Origin of the sequence: Mesorhizobium sp. M0522 (assembly GCF_040321085.1) — a bacterium.
In the GTDB taxonomy this organism is placed as follows: Bacteria; Pseudomonadota; Alphaproteobacteria; order Rhizobiales; family Rhizobiaceae; genus Mesorhizobium.
Map to the genome: position 1 here is coordinate 1 of NZ_JAMYQW010000063.1, position 20,573 is coordinate 20,573.

At 64.5% G+C, this 20,573-nt stretch carries 26 protein-coding genes, 1 tRNA gene and 1 pseudogene; 19 read left to right on the plus strand and 9 right to left on the minus strand.

Going from position 1 to position 20,573, the window contains the following annotated elements; all coding sequences use genetic code 11:
- Positions 1-807 precede the first annotated feature (807 nt).
- A pseudogene (locus NKI58_RS33725) lies at positions 808-1,808 on the plus strand (integrase core domain-containing protein); the annotation flags it as partial.
- A 43-nt stretch (positions 1,809-1,851) separates the two neighbouring features.
- On the opposite strand, the gene NKI58_RS33730 reads toward NKI58_RS33725, so the two are convergent.
- Positions 1,852-1,928: transfer RNA gene (locus NKI58_RS33730), tRNA-Arg, on the minus strand.
- A gap of 163 nt (positions 1,929-2,091) precedes the next feature.
- Positions 2,092-3,012: a zinc-binding dehydrogenase gene (locus NKI58_RS33735; RefSeq protein WP_352783689.1), complete on the minus strand. Its 921-nt coding sequence runs from the start codon at positions 3,010-3,012 to the stop codon at positions 2,092-2,094.
- Positions 3,013-3,213: 201 nt separating this feature from the next.
- On the opposite strand from NKI58_RS33735, the gene NKI58_RS33740 reads away from it, so the two are divergent.
- The gene (locus tag NKI58_RS33740; RefSeq protein ID WP_352725648.1) at positions 3,214-4,020 is read left to right on the plus strand and encodes an AraC family transcriptional regulator; all 807 of its coding nucleotides are present in this window, start codon (positions 3,214-3,216) and stop codon (positions 4,018-4,020) included.
- Positions 4,021-4,053: 33 nt separating this feature from the next.
- Here NKI58_RS33740 and NKI58_RS33745 read toward each other — a convergent pair whose 3' ends face one another.
- Entirely contained in the window at positions 4,054-4,944 is an 891-nt protein-coding gene (locus NKI58_RS33745) for a D-alanyl-D-alanine carboxypeptidase family protein (RefSeq protein ID WP_023677019.1), read from the minus strand.
- Between the two features lie 209 nt (positions 4,945-5,153).
- Between NKI58_RS33745 and NKI58_RS33750 the strand changes: the two genes are divergently transcribed.
- The 4 genes from NKI58_RS33750 to NKI58_RS33765 all read left to right on the plus strand — a co-directional run bounded on the left by NKI58_RS33750 (position 5,154) and on the right by NKI58_RS33765 (position 7,400).
- Positions 5,154-6,260 (plus strand): hypothetical protein, encoded by a 1,107-nt coding sequence (locus tag NKI58_RS33750; protein WP_352783694.1) that lies wholly within the window; start codon positions 5,154-5,156, stop codon positions 6,258-6,260.
- 76 nt (positions 6,261-6,336) lie between these two features.
- Positions 6,337-6,954 (plus strand): nucleoside triphosphate hydrolase, encoded by a 618-nt coding sequence (locus NKI58_RS33755; protein ID WP_352588692.1) that lies wholly within the window; start codon positions 6,337-6,339, stop codon positions 6,952-6,954.
- Between the two features lie 70 nt (positions 6,955-7,024).
- Positions 7,025-7,285, plus strand: coding sequence for a hypothetical protein (locus tag NKI58_RS33760; protein WP_352588689.1), 261 nt, complete (start codon positions 7,025-7,027; stop codon positions 7,283-7,285).
- Entirely contained in the window at positions 7,272-7,400 is a 129-nt protein-coding gene (locus NKI58_RS33765) for a hypothetical protein (protein WP_302893450.1), read from the plus strand. The genes NKI58_RS33760 and NKI58_RS33765 overlap by 14 nt, the downstream gene beginning before the upstream one ends.
- A 21-nt stretch (positions 7,401-7,421) precedes the next feature.
- Here NKI58_RS33765 and NKI58_RS33770 read toward each other — a convergent pair whose 3' ends face one another.
- The 3 genes from NKI58_RS33770 to NKI58_RS33780 form a co-directional block, all read right to left on the minus strand.
- A complete protein-coding gene (locus NKI58_RS33770; protein WP_352588686.1) occupies positions 7,422-8,126 on the minus strand; it encodes a glutathione S-transferase family protein in 705 nt (234 codons plus the stop codon).
- A gap of 136 nt (positions 8,127-8,262) precedes the next feature.
- Positions 8,263-9,471 (minus strand): beta-ketoacyl-[acyl-carrier-protein] synthase family protein, encoded by a 1,209-nt coding sequence (locus NKI58_RS33775; protein ID WP_352697274.1) that lies wholly within the window; start codon positions 9,469-9,471, stop codon positions 8,263-8,265.
- Between the two features lie 4 nt (positions 9,472-9,475).
- The gene (locus NKI58_RS33780; RefSeq protein WP_023677013.1) at positions 9,476-9,730 is read right to left on the minus strand and encodes an acyl carrier protein; all 255 of its coding nucleotides are present in this window, start codon (positions 9,728-9,730) and stop codon (positions 9,476-9,478) included.
- 202 nt (positions 9,731-9,932) lie between these two features.
- Between NKI58_RS33780 and NKI58_RS33785 the strand changes: the two genes are divergently transcribed.
- From NKI58_RS33785 to NKI58_RS33805, 5 genes are read left to right on the plus strand one after another with little or no spacing between them, the layout of a single operon-like run.
- Positions 9,933-10,775: an urease accessory protein UreD gene (locus NKI58_RS33785; protein ID WP_502898440.1), complete on the plus strand. Its 843-nt coding sequence runs from the start codon at positions 9,933-9,935 to the stop codon at positions 10,773-10,775.
- Positions 10,776-10,803: 28 nt separating this feature from the next.
- Positions 10,804-11,106, plus strand: coding sequence for an urease subunit gamma (locus NKI58_RS33790; protein WP_023677011.1), 303 nt, complete (start codon positions 10,804-10,806; stop codon positions 11,104-11,106).
- Between the two features lie 19 nt (positions 11,107-11,125).
- On the plus strand, positions 11,126-11,383 hold the full coding sequence (locus NKI58_RS33795) for a DUF1272 domain-containing protein (protein WP_352455915.1): 258 nt from the start codon (positions 11,126-11,128) through the stop codon (positions 11,381-11,383).
- A 28-nt stretch (positions 11,384-11,411) separates the two neighbouring features.
- Positions 11,412-12,005 carry a HupE/UreJ family protein gene (locus tag NKI58_RS33800; RefSeq protein ID WP_352697270.1) on the plus strand — a complete coding sequence of 198 codons (594 nt, stop codon included), beginning with the start codon at positions 11,412-11,414 and terminating at the stop codon, positions 12,003-12,005.
- 7 nt (positions 12,006-12,012) lie between these two features.
- Positions 12,013-12,318, plus strand: coding sequence for an urease subunit beta (locus NKI58_RS33805; protein ID WP_352588675.1), 306 nt, complete (start codon positions 12,013-12,015; stop codon positions 12,316-12,318).
- Positions 12,319-12,344: 26 nt separating this feature from the next.
- Here the strand turns inward: NKI58_RS33805 and NKI58_RS33810 are convergent, their stop codons facing one another.
- Positions 12,345-12,839: a hypothetical protein gene (locus NKI58_RS33810; RefSeq protein ID WP_023677007.1), complete on the minus strand. Its 495-nt coding sequence runs from the start codon at positions 12,837-12,839 to the stop codon at positions 12,345-12,347.
- Between the two features lie 126 nt (positions 12,840-12,965).
- A complete protein-coding gene (locus NKI58_RS33815; RefSeq protein ID WP_023677006.1) occupies positions 12,966-13,349 on the minus strand; it encodes a hypothetical protein in 384 nt (127 codons plus the stop codon).
- A gap of 179 nt (positions 13,350-13,528) precedes the next feature.
- Here NKI58_RS33815 and ureC point away from each other — a divergent pair, with 179 nt between their 5' ends.
- The 7 genes from ureC to NKI58_RS33850 all read left to right on the plus strand — a co-directional run bounded on the left by ureC (position 13,529) and on the right by NKI58_RS33850 (position 19,129).
- Positions 13,529-15,241 (plus strand): urease subunit alpha, encoded by a 1,713-nt coding sequence (gene ureC, locus NKI58_RS33820; RefSeq protein WP_502896924.1) that lies wholly within the window; start codon positions 13,529-13,531, stop codon positions 15,239-15,241.
- Between the two features lie 47 nt (positions 15,242-15,288).
- Positions 15,289-15,882: a hypothetical protein gene (locus tag NKI58_RS33825; protein ID WP_023677004.1), complete on the plus strand. Its 594-nt coding sequence runs from the start codon at positions 15,289-15,291 to the stop codon at positions 15,880-15,882.
- Between the two features lie 57 nt (positions 15,883-15,939).
- Positions 15,940-16,524 (plus strand): urease accessory protein UreE, encoded by a 585-nt coding sequence (locus NKI58_RS33830; RefSeq protein ID WP_023677003.1) that lies wholly within the window; start codon positions 15,940-15,942, stop codon positions 16,522-16,524.
- A complete protein-coding gene (locus NKI58_RS33835; RefSeq protein WP_031211833.1) occupies positions 16,505-17,206 on the plus strand; it encodes an urease accessory protein UreF in 702 nt (233 codons plus the stop codon). Before NKI58_RS33830 ends, NKI58_RS33835 begins: the two co-directional genes overlap by 20 nt.
- Positions 17,203-17,643, plus strand: a complete 441-nt coding sequence (locus tag NKI58_RS33840) for a DUF3995 domain-containing protein (RefSeq protein WP_023677001.1) — start codon at positions 17,203-17,205, stop codon at positions 17,641-17,643. Before NKI58_RS33835 ends, NKI58_RS33840 begins: the two co-directional genes overlap by 4 nt.
- Positions 17,640-18,281, plus strand: coding sequence for an urease accessory protein UreG (gene ureG, locus NKI58_RS33845; RefSeq protein WP_023677000.1), 642 nt, complete (start codon positions 17,640-17,642; stop codon positions 18,279-18,281). Before NKI58_RS33840 ends, ureG begins: the two co-directional genes overlap by 4 nt.
- An 80-nt stretch (positions 18,282-18,361) precedes the next feature.
- Positions 18,362-19,129, plus strand: a complete 768-nt coding sequence (locus tag NKI58_RS33850) for a class II aldolase and adducin N-terminal domain-containing protein (RefSeq protein ID WP_023676999.1) — start codon at positions 18,362-18,364, stop codon at positions 19,127-19,129.
- Between the two features lie 22 nt (positions 19,130-19,151).
- On the opposite strand, the gene NKI58_RS33855 is transcribed toward NKI58_RS33850, so the two are convergent.
- A complete protein-coding gene (locus tag NKI58_RS33855; protein ID WP_023676998.1) occupies positions 19,152-19,784 on the minus strand; it encodes an HAD family hydrolase in 633 nt (210 codons plus the stop codon).
- Positions 19,785-20,145: 361 nt separating this feature from the next.
- Here NKI58_RS33855 and NKI58_RS33860 point away from each other — a divergent pair.
- A partial coding sequence (locus NKI58_RS33860; protein ID WP_352854419.1) for a helix-turn-helix domain-containing protein occupies positions 20,146-20,573 on the plus strand: 428 nt, incomplete at its 3' end.

Here is a 20,573-nt window from a genome sequence, read left to right on the forward strand (position 1 = left end):
ACTACGCTCGAAAGGACGACCTTAAGAGCGCAGCTTCGCTACCGGGCCATGCTCCCGCAAGGCGGCCCTCGCCGGAGGCGTACTGAAGTGGGGGCTATCAACCTCGCTCAGCCGGACGGACTACCAAGCCCTCGTGCGGGGGAGCTTCCGCCTCTTCGACATCACGCACGGCCACGTGTTCATGACGGCGCTGCCTCCGTTTCGCCGGCAGTAAGGCTCACCCGAAGTCGCCTTAAGGGACAGGGGCGGGGGGAGGAAGTCTGAAGGGGTTCGGCCCCTTTCTCCCGTCTCACTTATCGGAAGCTCTGTGCTGCCGTCTTGCACGGCCTCGCGGGGACCACTGCGGCACGGCTCGGACTGCCTTTGGGGCCGTGATGCTGCGCATCGCATCGGCCAGCGCCTTGAGCCCGAAGCCGCCCCCGCAGCCTCGGCCAATCCCGCCCCCGCCGACGTGGCCCGTAAGAGCGTCATGTGTCTCTTCAAGGCCCCCCGCGTCCCGCGCCCCGGGTCCTGCCTGAGGTCCTTAATGCGAAGCTGAGCGATCTCGTTAAGCCGAGCCCCCGAGAGGAGGGCGATCAGGGGAAACCAGAAAGCAGCATCACCGCCGCCACCGGCAGGCCTCTCGGGCCTTCTCCTTCGTGGTGTCCCCGAGCCTCAGGTCGCCATGCCATTGGGTGAAGTAGCGCACGGCCCTCTCCGCCTCGCGCAGCGTGTGGGGGGAGGATTGCTTTCCGCCCAGAGCAGGGCTGCCCTTTTGCCATAGGGCATAGGCTTCTGAGAGGAGCGGCCCCTTGCCGGCGCTAGGCGTACGGCAACCAGTTGCCCGAGCAGATCGAGCGGCTGATCGTCGAGACCAAGCGCGAGAAGCCGCATTGGGGCGCTCGCAAGATCAGGGAGTTGCTGGTCAGGAAGCTCGCCGGTGATGTACGTATCCGGCCAAAAGCACCGTGCATGCCGTGCTCGACCGTCACGGCCTTGTGAGCCAGGCCCGCAAAAGGAACCCGGCGAACAAGGCCGTGGGCACGCCGCTGTCGCAAGCCGCCGCCCCTAACGATCTGTGGTGCACCGACTTCAAGGGGGAGTTCAGGCTCGGCAACGGTAGCTACTGTTACCCCCTGACGGTCACCGACCAGACCTCGCGCTATGTGCTCGCCTGCGAAGCGCTCGAATCGACAAAGGAGACGCCGGTCATCGAGGCCTTCGTGCGGCTGTTCAGGGAGCGCGGCCTGCCCGCCGCCATCCGCTCCGACAACGGGCTCCCCTTCGCTTCGCCTAACGGCCTCTACAATCTCTCGCGCCTGTCGGTGTTCTGGCTCAGGCTCGGCATCGTCATCGAGCGCATCCAGCCGGGCAACCCGCAACAGAACGGCCGCCACGAGCGCATGCATCTGACCTTAAAGAAAGAGACGACCAGGCCGCCCGGCATGAACATTCTCCAGCAGCAGGCGAGGTTCGACGCTTTCATCAGCGAATTCAACGAGGAAAGGCCACACGAGGCGCTCGCCATGCGCACCCCGGCCGAGCTCTACACGCCGTCCTTAAGAGCCTATGAGGGCCTGCCGGAACTGGAATACCCCTTCCACGACCGCGACATCCTGGTTACCGCTTGCGGCCGCATCTGCATGCACAGGAAGAAGATCAACGTCTCGACCGTGCTCGCCGGTCAGAGGCTGGGAATCAAGGAGATCGACGACGGCATTTGGCTCGTCAGCTTCATGCATTACGATCTCGGTTATATCGACTTGGAACAGAGGACCTTGCAGACCATCGACAACCCGTTCGGCACGAGGTTGTCACCCATGTCTTAAGTACAATCTGTTACCTATGTCTCCGGGTTGGACAGGGAGAAACTGGCGCACCCGACAGGATTCGAACCTGTGACCTCTGCCTTCGGAGGGCAGCGCTCTATCCAGCTGAGCTACGGGTGCCTTCAGGATCGGTGATCCCAAAAACGAACCAGCCGGTAAACCGGCCAGCCACGGCTTCTTAGCGGAAGCAGGCGCCGGCTTCAACGGGCAATCGCCAGCGGGCTCAAGTTGCGGTAGCAGCCCGGGGGAGACAGACACCGTCCCGTCCGGCGCCACCGCCTGCTCATTCTGTCACGGTAAGCACTGCCTTGCCGCTGATGCTGCGCTGCCGCAGCGCGTCGAGGGCTTGGCCGACGTCCCGCCACGGCACGGTGAGGACTACGCGCGTTTCGAGCCGGCCGGCTGCGATCGGCGCGAGCAGCGAGGCGATGTCGGCGCCAACCTCCGGACCGGAAGCGTAGTAGGCGAAGGTCTGCAGCCGCGCACCTTCGTGCCCCGGAACGAACTGGCGGAAGCCGATGGGCGTGAGTTCGCCGCTGCTCGAGCCGAACATGACGACGGTGCCGCCGGGCGCGATCCGTTCGATCGCGTGGGCGAGGCTATCGCCGCCCACCGATTCGGTAATCAGCGAGAACAGTCCTTCGGCCAGCTCGATCGTTTCGACGACCCGCTCGGCTCCGAGGCCGCGGAGATCGTCGGCATGCCGTTCAGCGGCGACCGCCACCACCGACGCGCCCTGCTGGCGGGCGATCTGGATCTGGAAACGGCCGACCGCGCCGCTTGCGCCGGTAATCAGGACCCGCTGGCCGGCCAGGTCGCCGCCGAGGCGCAGGGTCCGCAGCGCGGTCGTGCCCGCGACCGGAACAGTGGCGGCGGAGACGAAGCTGACGTCGTCCGGCAGGACGGCGAGGTGGTCGGTCGGAACGGCGACCCGTTCGGCCCACCCGGCCTCGTCGACCAGAGCCGCAACCCGGGCGCCGACGGCCGGCCCGGAGCCGTCGGCCGCGGTGCGCTCGACAATTCCGGCGACGTCCTGGCCAGGCACCCAGCCGTTCGGACGGATGTTGAGCAGGCGCAGTTCGCCGCGGTTCAGCGAGACTGCCCGGACCGAGACCAGCGCCTCATGCGGGGCGGGCTCGGGCTCACCAAGCTCGGCGAGCCGCAACCCGGTGGCGCTGTCGGAAGATGTGACCAAGGCGAGCATTGGTATCGTCCCTTCTTGCTGCGTGGCGGACGCCAGCCTGTTTCGTGCGCCGGGCTTGTTGGTCCGACGTTCAGAACGCAAGCAGGGCATGACTAAATGGAAGCCCGCCTGTCGGCTTCTGAGGTACTCATCCCTAAACTATCGACTTTCCTGTTTGAGTAATTTAGATGTCTTGGCAGTCGATCGCTAAAATCAGTCAATATGAGACAGCCTCTCCGCTACCCCTGGCCGTTCGATCCGGATGATGTCCTCGCCCCGGCAATCGCCGTGCGCGTTGACGTTACCGAAACCGGGGCGGAGGTGCCGGACCATCGCCACCGCAAGGGGCAACTCGTCTTCGCGCTGGGCGGCGGCGTCACATGTCGCGTCCCCAGCGGCCTGTGGATGGTGCCGCCGCATTGCGCGGTGTGGATTCCCGGCGACATGGAGCACAGCAATATCGCGACCGCCAACGCCCGGATTTTCTTCGTCTATATCGAACCGGGAGCTACCGACCTGCCGGACCGGTGCTGCACGCTTTCGATCACGCCGTTGCTGCGCGAGCTCATCATAGAGCTGACGGATCGCGTTGAGGACGATGACGCGAGGGGCGAGCTCCTGACCAGCGTACTGCTATCCGAATTGCCGCGCATGCCTGTCCAGCAGCTGCATTTGCCGATCTCGTCCGAGCCGCGCTTGAGGCGCATCGCGGCGGCGTTGGCGCAAGATCCTGCCGATCGCAGCACCCTGGCGGAATGGGCCAGTCGCGTCGCGCTCAGCGAGAGCAGTCTCGCACGTCTCGTGGTGAAAGAGACAGGGCTGACCTTCGGGCGCTGGCGCCAGCAACTGCACCTGATCGTCGCGATGCGCGAGCTGGCCTCCGGCGCCAGCGTGCAGCAGGTTTCGGCCGATCTCGGTTACGAATCGGTCACCGCCTTCATCACCATGTTCAAGAAAGCGCTTGGCAAGCCGCCGGCAAAGTATCTCAGCAGTGTCGCGCAAAACGGCGGCTCTGCGTTTGTCGCCTGAACCCGCACGCGGTCAACACTCGGACTTCAACTGTCACTGCTCCTCGGCATACAGCAGTCGCGTCTTTGCCTCGGAGGTCGGCAACAGGCTGCGCTGGATCAGCGCCTCGACGTGGTCGTTGCGCTGGCGCGCGCTGTCGGCGCCCATCACCACGATGATCAGCCTGTGCCCGTCCGCATCATAGGAGGTGACGATGTTGAAGCCCGAAGCCCTGATGTAGCCGGTCTTGATGCCGTCGACCCCGCGCACCCGGCCAAGCATGTCGTTGTGGCCGCGCACCAGCCTGCCGCGGAACATGAAGTCGCTTTCAGAGAAATAGTGGAAATGCTGCGGGAAGCGGGCGTGCAGCGCCATGCCGAGCACCGCCATGTCGCGCGCGCTGGTGTGCTGGTCGCCGTCCGGCAGGCCCGAGGCGTTGCGGAAAACGGTGCTGCTCATGCCGATCTGACGCGCCTTGGCGGTCATCATGCCGGCGAACGCCTCTTCGCTGCCGCCGAGATATTCGGCAACGGCGACCGCCACGTCATTGGCCGATTTGACGACGACGGCGCGGATCGCCGAATCGACGTCGATGGTCTCGCCGCGCCTGAACCGCAGCTTGGTCGGCGGCTGCCGGGCGGCGTTGTCCGACACCGGGATTTGCGTCTCCTTGCTGATGCGGCCCTGGTCCAGCGCCTCGAACAGGAGGTAGAGCGTCATCATCTTGGTCAGTGACGCCGGATAACGCGGCGCCGTCGAATTGACCTCAAACAGCGTCTTGCCGGTGCCGGCATCGATGACCATGGCGGCATATTTCTGCGGCGGCGCCGGTACCGCCAGCACGCTGTCGGGCGGCGTGACAGTCGTGCAGCCGGCAGCAAACAACAGCAGCGCCAGCACAGCGACGCATTTGTGGATGGACGAAAAGAACCGGAAGGCGGACAAGTCAGTTCCGAAGGCAGGCAGTTTCTGAGACGAGGCGAAGCTATCTTAACGCAAAGGCACAGTCCATTTGGTTAATATCGGTCTGGCCCTCGAACGGTGCCCTGTCCACAGGCCGACGTGGCGCCGCCTGATGTGAATTGCCGGCCACCGCGCTTGCGCAACCGGCGGCGAGTGGGCTTTGCTGGCGCCGGCAGAATCGGTAGGTGCACATGGATGCGGTCACGATCACGGCAAAGGGCATTTCGGTATCGGTCGATCTTGCCGTCGGCCATCTCGCCGACATGGCGGTCGATATCGATGGCCATCGGCTGAAGCCGCTGCATCGCGCACCCTGGGTCGGCGAGCCGCGCGAGATGCTGCCGAAAGACCTGCCTGAAGGGACGGTCCACCTGTCCGGCGATTTCCTCTGCGCGCCGTTCTCGATCAGCGACGTCGAAGCGGCACCTTTGCATGGCTGGCCGGCAAATAGTCGCTGGGACGTCGTCGACAGCGCGGCAACGGCCGACGGCTGGCGCGCCGTCTTCCGCCTGCAGCGCCCGGTCATGGGCGCAACCGTCGACAAGATCCTGACCTTGCGCGACGATCATCCCTTTCTCTATCAGGAGCACGTCTTTTCCGGCGGCGCCGGCGCCATTCCCGTCGCCCACCATCCGATGACGGTAATGACGGCCGGCGGCAGGCTGGCCTTCTCGCCGAAGCGCTTTGCCGCGACGCCCAACGAGGCGCCGGAGCCCAATCCCGCCCGCGGCCGCTCTTTGCTCGCCTACCCGGCACGGAGCGCCGACCTGACGCGCTTTCCCGCCGCCGACGGCGGCACGATTGACCTGACCACCTATCGCATGGACCAGCTGCGTGAGGACTTCGTGACGCTGGTCGAGGCCGATCATGGCGGGCCGGGCTGGACCGCGCTGGCGCGCCAGGCGGAAGCCGATCTCGTGCTGGTGCTGAAGAACCCGGCCGAACTGCCGGTCACCATGCTGTGGGTCAGCAATGGCGGGCGCGATTATGCGCCATGGAGCGGCCGCCACCGCGGCGTGCTCGGCATCGAGGACGGCCGCACGGCCGTCGGCCACGCCGCATCGCTCGGCGACAATTGGCTGAAGCATGAAGGCGTGGCGACCGCCTTTGCCCTTTCCGAAGGACGCCGCTTTTCGTTCCGCCATGTCATCGGCGCACTGCCATGGCCATCCGGCGAGCCGCCGCACGACGTCACGACCTCGCCGGGCCGCATGCGCATCCTGGCGGCTGACGGTGCCGTGCGCGACATCGCCTTCGACAGCGATTTCCTGCGGACCGGTCAATCCAGGCCCGATTGAAGGCTTGGCACAATCCGGCGTTTGAAATTTTCGAAAACTGCCGCCAAAATGCGCCAGAACCACCGTAAGGGGGCCAATGTCAGAAATCGCCCATATCGCTGCTGCCATTTTCAAGCGCGCCAAGGCGCCGCGCTTCATCGTTGCCATTGCCGGTCCGCCCGGCGCCGGCAAGTCGACATTGTCGGCAGGCTTGCACGACCTGCTGCCGGAAGGCACGGCGGAAGTCGTGCCGATGGATGGCTTCCATTACGATGACGCCGTTCTCGATCGACGCGGCCTTCGCGCGCGAAAAGGTGCTCCGGAAACCTTTGATTTTGCCGGCTTCGAAGCGCTGCTGAAGCGCATCCGCGCCGGCGAGCCGGATATCGCCATCCCGGTCTTCGACCGCAGCATGGAGCTGTCGCGCGCCGCCGCTGCGATTGTCGCCGCCGACACCAAATTCATTCTGGTCGAAGGCAATTATCTGCTGCTCGACGAGGAACCCTGGACGCGGCTGGCGCCGCTGTTCGACTTCTCGATCTTCGTCGATGTGCCGCGCGCCGAGCTCGAGCGCCGACTGCTGGCGCGATGGCACGAGCACGGCCGGTCCGACGAGGATGCGCGCGCCTGGATCGCCTCTAACGATATGCCGAACATCGACCGCGTGCTTGCCCGTCGGCGGCCCGCCGACCTGGTGGTCGGCGACCTGGCCTGACTTGCAAGGAACCGCCCGGCCGGAACCTTGACAGTTTCAGGCCGTTATCCCGGATACGGCAATTGTGCCCATGAGGGAACCGTTCGATGGAAACCATGGCAAGAAAGCCTGCGCCCGCCAAGGGCAGGGCAACACGATCAAAAGCCACTCGAGCAAAAACCAGCGCCGGCCCGGCAGCGGCGGCCCGCTCCAAGGATGCGGCAAAGCCCAGCTTTGGCAAGGCGGCGCCGAAAAAGGTGATGCCTGCCGCGACCAAAGCCGCTGCACCCAAGCCCAAAAGATCGGCAAGCAGCAGAGGATCGATCGCAGGCAGCGCAATGCGCACTGTTAAAGCAACGGCCAATGTCGCCGCCGGTGCCGTGCTTGCCACCGCCAAAGGTGCGGCGTCGCTTGCTGCTTCCGTAGTCGGCAAGGGCGGCTCAAAACCCCGGACCAAGGCAAAATAGCCGAGCGGAATCGATGTAAGATCAGCTTCTGGCCGGAATGGTGAGGCCCCTCTGCACCGCCGGCCGGGCGAGGCCACGCTCCAGCCATGCGCCCACGCTGGGGAAATCGTCGAAACCGACGAGTTCCCGCGCCTCGTAGAAGCCGATCAGATTGCGCACCCACCCAAGCATCGAAATATCGGCGATGGTGTAATCGTCGCCCATGATCCAGCTGCGGCCCTTGAGCCTCGTTTCGAGGACGCCGATCAGCCGTCGCGACTCGTCGCGATAACGTTCCAGCGGGCGCTTGTCGGCGATTTCGCGCCCAGCGAATTTGTGGAAGAATCCGACCTGGCCGAACATCGGCCCGATCGAAGCCATCTGGAAGAACACCCACTGGATCGTCTCATAACGCAGCGTCGCGTCTGCCGGCACCAGCTTGCCGGTCTTGTCGCTGAGGTAAAGCAGGATGGCGCCGGATTCGAACAAGCCGATCGGCTTGCCGCTCGGGCCGTCCGGATCGATCATCGCCGGTATCTTGCCGTTCGGGTTCAAAGACAGGAATTCCGGGGTCCAGCTCTCGTTCTTGCCGAGATCGACGGCATGCGGCTCGTAAGGCAGGCCAAGTTCCTCCAGCGCGATCGATATCTTCACCCCGTTCGGCGTCGGAAACGAATAAAGCTGGATGCGGTCGGGGTGGCTCGCCGGCCAGCGCCTGGCAATCGGAAACGCGGACAGATCGGTCATCGAAACTCCTGGTAGGGGACCGCGCCGAGCGGCACGGTCATGGCAGGTCGCAGAGAATTAGGCGCGACGCCTGGCGCGATCAATATGCGCATGGAAAGTTTCGCCGGCCCCGGTGAAGGACCCGCAAGGGGTGCGGTCACACGGCCTTGACCGCCAGCACCGCATTGGTGCCGCCGAAGGCGAAGCTGTTGCTGATCGCGGTGCGCACGGTGCGTTCGCGCGCCACGTTCGGCGTGATGTCGAGATCGCAGTCGGCGTCGGCTTCCCGATAATTGGCGGTCGGCGGCACGATGCCTTCGCGGATCGCCATCACGCAGGCGATCATTTCCAGCGCGCCGGAGGCGCCGAGGCAGTGGGCGTGCATCGATTTGGTCGAGGACACCGAAAGCTTGTAGGCATGGCCGCCGAACACGCGTTTGATCGCCGCCGTCTCGATCTGATCGTTGGCCTTGGTGCCGGTGCCATGCGCGTTGAGATAGTCGACGTCCTCGGGATTGAGCCCGGCATCGACGAGGCAGAAGCGCATCGCCGCCTCAGGCCCTTCGATGGTTGGCGCGACGATATCGGAGGCGTCGGCGGAAAGGCCGACGCCGGCGATTTCGGCAAGGATGGCGGCGCCGCGCGCCATGGCATGCTCATATGTTTCCAGCACCACCATGCCGGCGCCTTCGCCGAGCACGAGCCCCTGGCGGTCGGCCGAAAACGGCCGGCAGGTGTCCGGCGACAGTACCCGCAGGGCCTCCCAGCCCTTGAGGATGCCCCAGACCAGCGGCGCATCGGTGCCGCCGGCGACCATGACGTCGGCCCGGCCGAGCCTGATCTGATCGACCGCCGAGGCAATGGCGTGGTTGGATGACGAGCAGGCAGAGGTGATGCCGAACACCGGCCCGCGCAGACCAAGATTCATGCTGACATGGCCGGCTGCAGCGCCCGGCATTACTTTCGGGACGGTGAAGATGCCGGCGCGGTTCTTGCCTTCGAGCAGGATGGCGCGATAGTTCTCTTCGATTGCCTCCCAGCCGCAGACGCCGACGCCGACGATGGTGCCCATCCGGTAGGTGTTGGCCGCGTGCGGGTTCAATCTCGCCTGCTGTGCCGCCTCCCGCGCGGCGATCGTCGCCAGAAGGCTGAAGCGGTCCATCGACACGACCTGCTTGCGGTCGATGCCGTGCTCGGGAAGCGCCTTGATTTCGCAGCCGACCTTGACCTTCAGATCATGCAGCAGCGGATTGTCGATCGCGCCGATTGCCGAACGGCCGGCGCGCATTTCATTCCAGATTGCCGGTGCATTGGTGCCGAGCCCGCATAATCCGCCGATGCCCGTGATGACGACGCGCTTGTGCATTCAGTCAGGCTTTTTTCGCGATCAGCGCGCGAACCGCCTCGACCATGTCGCCGACATTCTTCAGATTGCTCCAGGCATCGACAGTGTTCATCTCGATTTCGATGCCATACTCTTCCTCGAGATCGAAGATGATCTCCGTCAGTTCCAGCGAATGGATGCCAAGGGCGGTCAGTTCGGTACTGGTGGTGATTTCCTCGCCGCCCGGCTCGGCATGAGCCTTGATCTTGGCGATGATATCGTTTGCCAGCTGGTCAGCCATTCGGTTTCTTCCCCAACTCTGTCGTTTCCCGACGCCAACTGATCAGCGCCCCTTTTGTCCTCGATTACGTCGTCATCGTCGCCTTTTACCCCCGCCAGGCGCCGGTGACCGTACCAAGGTGGCTCCCTCTATAGAAACCGAAACGCTGTCAAGCAACAAGCTATATATCGACAAAGCCGCCGCAGTGCTTAACGTTGGTGTCGTGGATACGATCGCATATAGCTTGACTTCAGTGCCGCCGGCCCAGCGTGTTGCCGGCGTCGCGCGGCTTGGCTGCGACTGGAACGGAGGCCGCACGCGTCTTCGGCGTCTGTACCAGGACGGTTCGGCCAAGATCCGCATGCCGGCGGTCTCGGCCGATCCGCTCGAAGCCGTCCTGATCAACACCGCCGGTGGGCTGACCGGTGGCGACCGTCTCGCCTGGGAGGTCGATGTCGGTGCCGGCGCCTCCGCAACCATAACAACGCAGGCCTGCGAGAAAATCTATCGCGCCGCATCCGACCGCGCCGAAGTGCGGGTGCAGCTGACTGTCGGAGAAGACGGCCACATTGCCTGGCTGCCACAGGAAACCATCGTCTTCGACCGCTCGGCCTTTGCCCGCAGCCTTGACGTGGAGCTTGCCACCGGAGCCGAGGCGCTGATCCTGGAGGCTACCGTCTTCGGCCGCCTGGCCATGGGTGAACGGGCTTCGCAAGGCCATTTCCACGACCGCTGGCGCGTCCGCCAGGACGGGGCGCTGGTCCATGCAGAGGAGTTCCGCATCGGGCCGGACGTTGCGGCCACCTTGAGCCGTCCCGCAGCGGCCGGCGGTGCCGTCGCCGTGGCGACGCTGCTGATGGTGTCGCCACGGGCAGAGGCTTTGCTCGAGCCGGCCCGGGGCATAGTCGGCGGCCAGGGCGGCGTCAGTTTCTGGAGCGTGCGGAAATCTGGCAAGCTTCTTGCGAGGCTGTTCGCCGAGGACGGCTACCAGCTCCGCAAGCGGCTGGTGCCGCTTGTCGAATTGCTCAACGGACGGGCGGGCCTGCCCAAATTATGGTCACTCTGATTTCGATTTTGCCACCGCAGGAAAAAGCATGAATCTGACGCCGAGGGAGAAAGACAAGCTGCTGATCGCCATGGCGGCGATCGTGGCCCGCAAGCGGCTCGAACGCGGCGTCAAGCTCAATCATCCGGAAGCGATCGCGCTGATCACCGATTTCGTCGTCGAGGGTGCCCGCGACGGCCGCGCGGTCGCCGAGCTGATGGAGGCCGGCGCCCATGTCGTCACCCGGGCCCAGGTGATGGAAGGCATTGCAGAAATGATCCACGATGTGCAGGTCGAGGCGACGTTTCCAGACGGCACCAAGCTGGTGACTGTGCACGAGCCGATCAGATAACACCGCCAAGGAGAGGAAAATGCTTGAGCTGCGTCCCAACTGCGAGTGCTGCGACAAGGATCTGCCGCCCGATGCGACGGACGCGGTGATCTGCACCTTCGAATGCACCTTTTGCGCCGACTGCGCACAAAACGTGCTCGGCGGCGCCTGTCCGAATTGCGGCGGCAACTTCTCGGCCCGCCCGATCCGTCCGGCAGCGCTGCTGAAGAAATATCCGGCCTCCACCAAGCGCGTCCTCAAGGCAGAGGGCTGCGCTCCGGCCCGCAAGGCGGCGTGAGAGGTACTCGAAGATGGAAGCTACGCCGATGATCACCGCTACGATGAAACGCTCAACGCTGTCGGCGGTCCTGCTGCTGGCGGCAGCAATGCCAGCCTATGCCCATGTCGGCGTCGGCACGGTTTGGTCCTTCACCGCCGGCTTCTCCCACCCGCTCTCCGGCCTCGATCACATGACGGCGATGATTGCCGTCGGGCTATGGGCCGCGCTCAAGGGCGACAAAGCGATCTGGGCATGGCCGCTGGCCTTCGTAAGCGTCATGCTGGCCGGCGGCGCGCTCGGCATGCTGCATGTGCCGATGGTCTTCGTCGAGCCTGCTATATTGGCGTCCGTCGTGGTGCTCGGGCTGCTGGTTGCGCTCGCCGTCGATCTTCCCGTCTCGGCCGGCGTTGCCGTCATCGGTCTGTTCGCGCTGTTCCACGGCTATGCCCATGGCACCGAGGTGCCTGAGAATGTCGGCGGACTCGGCTATATGGCGGGCTTTGCCGTTGCCACGGCACTGCTCCACGCCGTCGGCATCGCGGCCGGTCTCGGCCTCGGCTGGCGCTTCCGCGGGCTTGCCCGCGCCGCTGGCGCCGCTTGTGCCGCGATTGGCGCCGGCCTCGCTTTCGGCGTCGTGTGAGGCCGCGATGATCCCCGGCGAAATCATCACGGCAAGCGGCGAGATCGAACTGAACAAGGGTCTGGCGACGGTCACCTTGAAGGTAGCCAACAGCGGCGACCGGCCGATCCAGGTAGGCAGCCATTATCATTTCTTCGAGACCAATGAGGGACTGAGATTCGATCGCGACAAGTCCCGCGGCATGCGCCTCGACATCGCTGCCGGCACCGCCATGCGCTTCGAGCCCGGCCAAGAGCGCGACGTTACCCTGGTGCCGTTCGGCGGCAAGCGCGAGGTCTACGGATTTCAGCAGAAGATCATGGGCGCGCTGTGAGATCGAAGGCGTCGAGCAGTTTCGGCTCAGCCGGGCGGCTTGGCCGCCGCATAGATGACGACCTTTCCCGGATCGTCGAATTCCACCGCCAGAACGTCCTCGGTTTGCACTCGCCGCGAATCGATGGCGTTGAACAGCAATGCGTTCGCCTCGATCTCCTTGCGCAGCTCGGCGATGTCGTCCCGATGTTGCCTGACCTTGTTTTCGATCGCCGGCGGCGGGCCGCCTTCGGTGCGCGCGGCATCGGTAAGAAACACGATATCGACCTTGTCGAGCTTGGATGTCTTGCGCACGGCGGCGATGTTTTCACGCGTGCGGTCGATCGCCGAACTGACCTTGCCGGCTTCCGCATTTGTCTGGGTCTCTTCCTGGCCGACCTCCGAGCCGACGATCCGGTTGACGGTCTCGGCGCTGTCGAGGCTCTGCGCGTTCAGCGCGGCGTGCGGAATGCTGGCTGCCAGAAACGCGGTCGCGGCAATCCCATGCAGCCATCTGGTGTCGGAGAAGGTGGTGATCGCCATCGCTCGTTCTCAGGGTCCTTTTCGAGGCTCGTGTCAGGGCGACAGGACCGAAACGTAACGTCCCCCGTGAAGGTTCCCTTTGCGATGCGGCGGGCTGGCCGGGCGCCGGCCCGCCGCCTCGTCTCGTCAGCTCGCTTTCTTGGTGATCAGCGTCAGCGCGCCATTGGTGCTCATGCTGGCGGCGATCACCTGCGCCGAGGTGAGCCCCTTGGCTTCGAGCGCGGATTTGACCTGCGGTGTCGCGTCGATCGAGCCGCGCAGTTTCTGCAGGTCGGCATCGCTGCGCTTGGCGATCACCTCGTTGACCTTGGCTTGAGTGTCCGCGGGCAGATCCTTGATATCGACGACGTTGATCGCCTGGATGGTGGGCGCCTGCGGCTGCGCCCCGGGCGCGGCAGGAGCAGGCGCAGCCGGCGCCGGACTGGGCTGCTGCGCAGGCTGTTGCTGGGCGCTGGCGGCGGTTGCGAGCACCAGCGTGGCGGCGGCTGCCAGAAGGGTCGTTTTGCGCATGGATGTTCCTTTCCATCGATTGGCAAATGGTCGTTTTGGGGTGGCCCGGCCACCTCAAACGCTAAATGGGATCGGAAAGTGTCGCTCAGCGGGTCATTGCGTGACCATAGGATGGCGGCAATGTGGGGCCCGGCTTCGACAAGCGGTATTTCCGGGCTGTATTTCGGGAGCAATTGCTGATGGCTAAAATCACCCGCGCCGCCTACGCGCAGATGTACGGCCCGACCGTCGGCGACAAGGTCCGGCTCGCCGACACCGAGCTGTTCATCGAGGTCGAAAGGGATCTCACTCTTCACGGCGAGGAGGTGAAGTTCGGCGGCGGCAAGGTCATCCGCGACGGCATGGGCCAGAGCCAGGTGTCGCGCGCGCAAGGCGCGGTCGACACCGTCATCACCAATGCGTTGGTCGTCGATGCCACCGCCGGTATCGTCAAGGCAGATATCGGCCTCAGGGACGGCCGTATCGCCGCGATCGGCAAGGCCGGCAATCCGGATACCCAAGGCGGCGTCACCATCATCATCGGTCCCGGCACCGAGATCATCGCCGGCGAGGGGAAGATCCTGACCGCCGGCGGCTTCGACGCGCATATCCATTTCATCTGCCCGCAGCAGATCGAGGAAGCGCTGATGTCGGGCATCACCACCATGCTCGGCGGCGGCACCGGCCCGGCGCACGGCACGCTGGCCACCACCTGCACGCCTGGGCCGTGGCATCTGGCGCGCATGATCCAGTCTTTCGACGCCTTCCCGATGAATATCGGCCTGTCGGGCAAGGGCAACGCGTCGCTGCCTGCCGCGCTCGAGGAGATGGTGCTCGCCGGCGCCTGCTCGCTGAAGCTGCACGAGGACTGGGGCACGACGCCGGCTGCAATCGACTGCTGCCTGTCGGTCGCCGACGATTACGACGTGCAGGTGATGATCCACACCGACACGCTGAACGAGTCCGGCTTCGTCGAAAACACGGTCGCGGCGATCAAGGGCCGCACCATCCATGCCTTCCACACCGAAGGCGCCGGCGGCGGCCACGCGCCTGATATCATCAAGGTCTGCGGCCTGCCTAACGTCATTCCGTCCTCGACCAACCCGACACGCCCCTACACGATCAACACGCTGGCCGAACACCTCGACATGCTGATGGTCTGTCACCATCTGTCGCCGTCGATCCCCGAAGATATCGCCTTTGCCGAAAGCCGCATCCGCAAGGAAACCATCGCCGCCGAAGACATTCTGCACGACATCGGCGCCTTCTCGATCATCTCGTCGGACAGCCAGGCCATGGGCCGTGTCGGCGAAGTGGCGATCCGCTGCTGGCAGACCGCCGACAAGATGAAGCGCCAGCGCGGTTCGCTGCCGCAGGAGACCGGCGACAACGACAATTTCCGCGTCCGCCGCTACATCGCCAAATACACCATCAATCCGGCCATCGCGCATGGCCTGTCGAAGGACATCGGCTCGGTGGCGGTGGGAAAACGCGCCGACCTCGTGCTGTGGAATCCGGCCTTTTTCGGCGTCAAGCCGGACATGGTGCTGATCGGCGGCATGATCGCCGCCGCCCCGATGGGCGATCCCAACGCCTCGATCCCGACGCCGCAGCCGATGCATTACCGGCCGATGTTCGGGGCCTACGGCAAGGCGATGACCAATTCGTCGGTGACCTTCGTTTCGAAGGCCGCGCTCGACGCAGGCCTGCGCGGCAGGCTCGGCGTCGACAAGCAGATGGTCGCGGTCGAAAACACCCGCGGCGGCATCGGCAAGCATTCGATGGTGCTCAATGACGCCACGCCGCATGTCGAGGTCGACCCCGAAACCTATGAGGTCCGCGCCGACGGCGAACTCCTGACCTGCGAGCCGGCTTCCGTGCTGCCGATGGCGCAACGCTACTTCCTGTTCTGAACCATAGGCGTTAGAACGACCGATGTAGAACATGCCGCGCCAGGCTTATGGACCCGCAACTCCCCTACGCCCACGACATTTTCCCGCATATCCGCATCGTCCTGGGCATGGTGATCGGCCTCGGCGTCACCCGCCTGCTGTCGGGGGTCGCCCGCATCGTCCAGCATCCCGGCCAATACCGGCTCTATCCCGTGCACCTCGCCTGGGTTGCGTCGGTGCTTTTAATGCTGGTGCATTTCTGGTGGTGGGAGTTCGGCCTGTTCCAGATCGAGAATTGGACCTTCGGCAAATACCTGTTCATCATCTTCTACGCCGTCACGCTGTTCCTGCTCTGCGCACTGCTGTTTCCGGATTCGATGCTGGACTACACCAGCTATGAGGATTTCTTTTATTCGCGCCGTGCCTGGTTCTTCGGCCTGCTGGCGGCGACCTATCTGCTCGACGTGATCGATACGCTGCTGAAAGGGCCGGAGCATTTCGCCCATTTTGGCGTCGAATATCTGATCCGCACGCCGGTTTTCGTCGCGCTTTGCGTCATTGCGATCCTGCTGCGCGACCGCCGCTTTCACATCGCCTTTGTCGCCGGCGCGCTCGTCTATCAGATATCGTTCATCCTGCGGCTCTTCGACACGATCGTCTGAGCCCCATTGGGGCGGCGGACGCGATAGGCTAGGCTTTTTGGGAGAGGCAGTTTTTACATGAAGCTCGATATTCGCACCGACTTCACCAAATTCCCGCGCGCCGTCTCCGTCCTGGCCGCGGGCGAAGCCGGAACCACCACGCCATACGACAGTGCGGTGCTTGCCCATGACGAGCGGCATCTGCGCCGTCGCGCCATCGAAACGGCCCGTAGCGACAAGGTGCTGGTCGACCTGCCCGAACCGGTGACCTTGAACCATAGTGACCGGCTGGTGCTGGAGGATGGCCGCCACATCGAGATCATCGCGGCCGAGGAGGCGCTCTACGACGTCCGGGCCAGCGACCCTGTCCATCTGGCAGAGCTTGCCTGGCACATCGGCAACCGCCATCTCGCAGCCGCCATCGAAGCTGGGCGCATCCTCATTCTGCGCGACCATGTCATCAAGGCGATGCTGGAGGGATTGGGCGCCACCGTTAGCGACGTCTCCGAGCCGTTCAAGCCGGTGCGCGGCGCCTATTCCGGGCATGGCGGCCACGGCCACGCTCATGCCGAGGCGCATGCGCACAGCCACGCCGAAGCGCATTCCCATACCCATAGCGAATCGCATTCCCACAGCCATTCGCATGACCATGACCATGACTGACCAGCCTTCCAACGTTGCCCAGCCTTCCAATATTGCTTTGTTGCGGCTGATGGCGTGGCTGTCGCCTTCCTTCCCGGTCGGCGGCTTTTCCTACAGCCATGGTCTCGAGCAAGCCGTGCATGCCGGGCTGGTTGCCGACAGCAAAGAGCTCGCCGCGTGGCTGGAAACGCTGGTCGAGATGGGTTCGGGCTGGAATGATGCGGTGCTGTTTGCCGAAAGCTGGCGCAGGGGGCGCGAAACCGGCGATCTCGATGAAATCGTCGCCCTTGCCGAAGCTCTGGCAGGCTCGCGCGAGCGCCATGCCGAGACCATGCTGCAGGGCGCTGCTTTCCTGAAGGCGGCCTTCGCCTGGCCGTGCCAGGTGCTGGATCGCCTGCCGGCCGAATGTGCCTATTGCGTTGCCGTCGGCGCCGTTGCCGGCGATCACGGCATTGCGCTGCGGGACGCCCTGGCGGCCTTTCTGCAGGCCTTCTTCTCCAATCTCGTCCAGGCCGCGATCCGGCTCGGCATCGTTGGCCAGAGTGCCGCGATGACGCTACTGGCCGCCTTCGAACCGCTTGCCCTGGCCACGGCCGACCGCGCTGCCGGCTCGACCCTCGATGATCTCGGCGGCTGCGCTTTCATCTCCGACGTCACGGCGATGAAGCACGAAGCCCAGTATTCGCGGCTGTTCCGCTCATGATCGTCCTCGCTTTCGCGCTCTCGCTGGTCCTGCTGTTGATCACAGCACTGCATGTCTATTGGGGCATTGGCGGCATCTGGCCGGGCAGGGACGCCGCCTCCTGCGCTCGCGCGGTCATCGGCTTTCGCGGCGTCGACGAGATGCCGGCACCCTTCGCCAGCTTCGCCGTTGCCGCCTGCCTCGGCCTGGCGACGCTGTGGCCGATGGCGCTCGAAGGCGTGTTCGCCACGCCCTTTCCCAAGGCCGGGCTGGCCGCCACGGCGCTGCTCATCGCGCTGGTCTTCCTGGCGCGCGGCATTGCCGGCTTCACGCCGTGGTGGCGCCGGCTGGCGCCCGAACAGCCTTTCGCGCGGCTTGATGTCAGCTACTATTCGCCGCTCTGTCTGTTGATCGGGCTCGGCTTCGCCATTCTTGCCATCACGGAGTTCCCTAGATGACACAAGCCAACGGTCCTCTTCGCATCGGCATCGGCGGCCCGGTCGGCTCCGGCAAGACGACGCTCACCGAAAAGCTCTGCAAGGCGCTGCGTGACGAGTTCTCGATCGCCGTCGTCACCAACGACATCTACACCAAGGAAGATGCCATGATGCTGGCCCGGCTTCAGGCGCTGCCCGAGGATCGCATCATCGGCGTCGAGACCGGCGGCTGCCCGCACACCGCCATTCGCGAGGACGCCTCGATCAATCTGCAGGCGATCGCCGAGATGACCAAAAAATTCCCGGATCTCGACATCGTCTTCATCGAATCGGGCGGCGACAACCTCGCCGCCACCTTCTCGCCGGACCTTGCCGACCTGACGCTCTATGTCATCTCGGTTTGCCAGGGCGAGGAGATTCCGCGCAAGGGCGGACCGGCGATCACCCGGTCCGATTTCCTGGTCATCAACAAGAGCGACCTTGCGCCCTATGTGAACGTCAATCTCGACATCATGGAACGCGACGCTGCCCGCATGCGCGGCAAACGGCCGTTTGGCTTCACCGACCTGTCGCGCGGCAAGGGCCTGCAGGAGGTGATCGATTTCATCGTCGAGCATGGCGGGCTTCGGGTCGGCGCGGCCACCAGCACGGCGGCATAACGGCGCTCGCCTGTACCAAACGAAACCGGTTGCGCGTGTTCCAGCCGCGCGGCATCCTTGCTTCTTTCACGGAGGTTACGATGAGCATCACGCGCCTGCAGAAGGAAGTGCTGACCAACCTGCCGTTCTATGAGGAGCGCGTCGATCTGGCTTGCGCCTTCCGCTGGACGGCGCGGCTTAACATGCATGAGGCGGTGGCCAATCATTTTTCGCTGGCGGTCAACGACGATGGCTCGCAATTCCTGATGAACCCTAACCAGGTGCATTTCTCGCGTATCAAGGCGAGCGATCTGCTTCTGATCGACGCCAATGATCCCGACACGCTGGTCGGCCCGAATGCGCCCGACCCGACGGCGTGGGGCCTGCATGGTGCCATCCATCGCAACGTGCGTCATGCACGCTGCGTCATGCATGTCCACTCGATCCACGCCACCGTGCTTGCCTCGCTCGCTGACTCGACGTTGCCGCCGATCGACCAGAACTCGGCGATCTTCTTCAACCGCCATGTCGTCGACGCTCATTATGGCGGGCTGGCCTTCGAGGAAGAGGGCGAGCGCTGCTCGCAGCTTCTTGTCGACCCGAAGGTCAAGGTGATGGTGATGGGCAACCATGGCGTGCTGGTCATCGGCGACAGCGTCGCCGACACCTTCAACCGCATGTTCTATTTCGAGCGCGCCGCCGAAACCTATATCAAGGCGCTGTGGACCGGCCGGCCGCTGCGGGTACTGTCGGATGAGATCGCGGAGAAAGCGGCAAGGGAACAGGAAGACTATCCCGGCCAGGCCGAGCGCCACCTTTCCGAACTGAAGGCGATCCTCGACGAGCAGGAGCCTGCCTACCGGAGTTGAGCGCGGTCCCGCCGGGCCTGGCTTAAAGCCCGAGTTCGGCCCGCAATTCGCCGGCGCTGTTGATGACAATCGCCCCCGGCGGCCCCTCCATGGGCACCTCTGGCCAGAAAATCGTCTTCATTCCAGCTGCCAGCCCCGCCGTGGCGCCGGTCACGCTGTCGTCGACCGCCACGGCCTCGGCGGGATCGACGTCGGCCAACCAGGCGGCGCGCAGGAAAGGTTCGGCATGCGGCTTGCCTTCACGCACGTCGTTGCGGCTGACCGTCTTCATGCCGGGATATACGAGGCCTACGGCGCGCAGATTGGCATCGACGATCAGCCTGTCGGAGTTGGACACCACCGCTTGCGGCACGCCAAGCGCGAGCAGCTCATTGAAAATCTCGATCGCGCCGGTGCGTGGCGTCAGCGTTTCGGCCATCGGCAGATAGTGATCGTACTTGCGCACGATCCAGTCGTCGAAAGGCAGGTCGAGGCCGAACTCGTCGCGCAGCATTTCGTAGACCGGCCATGCGGCGATGCCGAGCACGCGCTCATGCAGGTCGGCCGGCGGCGCGATGCCGACGCTGTGCAGCGCCGCAATCAGCGCCGCCTCGTGCAGCGGCTCGCTGTCGACCAGCGTGCCGTCCATATCCCAGAAAACCGCTTTCGGCGTCATGCAAGGCTCCATTCTCAAAAAATTCCTTAAAGCGTTTAGCGCGCGAGATAAACCGCCGCGTCCCCGCTAATGCATGTCGCGCAAAGTGTGCAGCGGTTTTGCGATGACGACATGCATAAAAAGGAACCTAAAACGCGTCGCATGAGGTCGATCGAACGCAACGCGCTTTAGAACCGTGATTGGTGCGACCTCGACAGCCTTGCTGTTGCAACGAGACTGGGTCGACCTGTCACTTCGCTCCAAACACCCAAGTTTCATCACTAAGCAATTGCTCTTACAATAGGCAATTGCGCGCAAGTTCATTCCCTGCGAAACTACTGCGCTCCGCCTCTTATGCTCGGCGGGGTTGGGAGGCAGGAACTTGAATTCGCGGCAGGACAGCGGCGGCAACAGGCTGGACGACGCGGCGCGTGCCGGCTGGCTCTATTATGTCGCAGGCAACACCCAGGACCAGATCGCCGCCACGCTTGGCATCTCGCGGCAGACGGCGCAGCGGCTGGTGTCGCTCGCAGTCTCCGAAGGGCTGATCAAGGTGCGCGTCGACCATCCGATCGCCAATTGCCTCGACCTTGCGGCACGGCTGAAATCGCGCTTTGCGCTCGATCTGGTCGAGGTGGTGCCGAGCGACCCTTCTTCTTCCTCCACCGTCATCGGCGTCGCCGAGGCGGCGGCGGCCGAGATCGAACGGCGGCTGCGGTCGCCGGGGGGGGGAGGGGTCGGGGGCGGGGTGCCAGGCGCCCCCAGCGACGCCCCGGAGGAGGCGACGCGAGGGGCCGTCGGGGCCCGCCG

What these genes read in the sequence shown, in the direction of transcription:
- NKI58_RS33735 (WP_352783689.1), bottom strand. Translation starts at nt 3,012, where the DNA reads ATGCTCGCCTTGGTCACATCTTCCGACAGCGCCACCGGGTTGCGGCTC.
- NKI58_RS33740 (WP_352725648.1), top strand. Translation starts at nt 3,214, where the DNA reads ATGAGACAGCCTCTCCGCTACCCCTGGCCGTTCGATCCGGATGATGTC.
- NKI58_RS33750 (WP_352783694.1), top strand. Translation starts at nt 5,154, where the DNA reads ATGGATGCGGTCACGATCACGGCAAAGGGCATTTCGGTATCGGTCGAT.
- NKI58_RS33755 (WP_352588692.1), top strand. Translation starts at nt 6,337, where the DNA reads ATGTCAGAAATCGCCCATATCGCTGCTGCCATTTTCAAGCGCGCCAAG.
- NKI58_RS33760 (WP_352588689.1), top strand. Translation starts at nt 7,025, where the DNA reads ATGAGGGAACCGTTCGATGGAAACCATGGCAAGAAAGCCTGCGCCCGC.
- NKI58_RS33765 (WP_302893450.1), top strand. Translation starts at nt 7,272, where the DNA reads ATGCGCACTGTTAAAGCAACGGCCAATGTCGCCGCCGGTGCCGTGCTT.
- NKI58_RS33770 (WP_352588686.1), bottom strand. Translation starts at nt 8,126, where the DNA reads ATGACCGATCTGTCCGCGTTTCCGATTGCCAGGCGCTGGCCGGCGAGC.
- NKI58_RS33775 (WP_352697274.1), bottom strand. Translation starts at nt 9,471, where the DNA reads ATGCACAAGCGCGTCGTCATCACGGGCATCGGCGGATTATGCGGGCTC.
- NKI58_RS33780 (WP_023677013.1), bottom strand. Translation starts at nt 9,730, where the DNA reads ATGGCTGACCAGCTGGCAAACGATATCATCGCCAAGATCAAGGCTCAT.
- NKI58_RS33790 (WP_023677011.1), top strand. Translation starts at nt 10,804, where the DNA reads ATGAATCTGACGCCGAGGGAGAAAGACAAGCTGCTGATCGCCATGGCG.
- NKI58_RS33795 (WP_352455915.1), top strand. Translation starts at nt 11,126, where the DNA reads ATGCTTGAGCTGCGTCCCAACTGCGAGTGCTGCGACAAGGATCTGCCG.
- NKI58_RS33800 (WP_352697270.1), top strand. Translation starts at nt 11,412, where the DNA reads ATGATCACCGCTACGATGAAACGCTCAACGCTGTCGGCGGTCCTGCTG.
- NKI58_RS33805 (WP_352588675.1), top strand. Translation starts at nt 12,013, where the DNA reads ATGATCCCCGGCGAAATCATCACGGCAAGCGGCGAGATCGAACTGAAC.
- NKI58_RS33810 (WP_023677007.1), bottom strand. Translation starts at nt 12,839, where the DNA reads ATGGCGATCACCACCTTCTCCGACACCAGATGGCTGCATGGGATTGCC.
- NKI58_RS33815 (WP_023677006.1), bottom strand. Translation starts at nt 13,349, where the DNA reads ATGCGCAAAACGACCCTTCTGGCAGCCGCCGCCACGCTGGTGCTCGCA.
- ureC (WP_502896924.1), top strand. Translation starts at nt 13,529, where the DNA reads ATGGCTAAAATCACCCGCGCCGCCTACGCGCAGATGTACGGCCCGACC.
- NKI58_RS33825 (WP_023677004.1), top strand. Translation starts at nt 15,289, where the DNA reads ATGGACCCGCAACTCCCCTACGCCCACGACATTTTCCCGCATATCCGC.
- NKI58_RS33830 (WP_023677003.1), top strand. Translation starts at nt 15,940, where the DNA reads ATGAAGCTCGATATTCGCACCGACTTCACCAAATTCCCGCGCGCCGTC.
- NKI58_RS33835 (WP_031211833.1), top strand. Translation starts at nt 16,505, where the DNA reads ATGACCATGACCATGACTGACCAGCCTTCCAACGTTGCCCAGCCTTCC.
- NKI58_RS33840 (WP_023677001.1), top strand. Translation starts at nt 17,203, where the DNA reads ATGATCGTCCTCGCTTTCGCGCTCTCGCTGGTCCTGCTGTTGATCACA.
- ureG (WP_023677000.1), top strand. Translation starts at nt 17,640, where the DNA reads ATGACACAAGCCAACGGTCCTCTTCGCATCGGCATCGGCGGCCCGGTC.
- NKI58_RS33850 (WP_023676999.1), top strand. Translation starts at nt 18,362, where the DNA reads ATGAGCATCACGCGCCTGCAGAAGGAAGTGCTGACCAACCTGCCGTTC.
- NKI58_RS33855 (WP_023676998.1), bottom strand. Translation starts at nt 19,784, where the DNA reads ATGACGCCGAAAGCGGTTTTCTGGGATATGGACGGCACGCTGGTCGAC.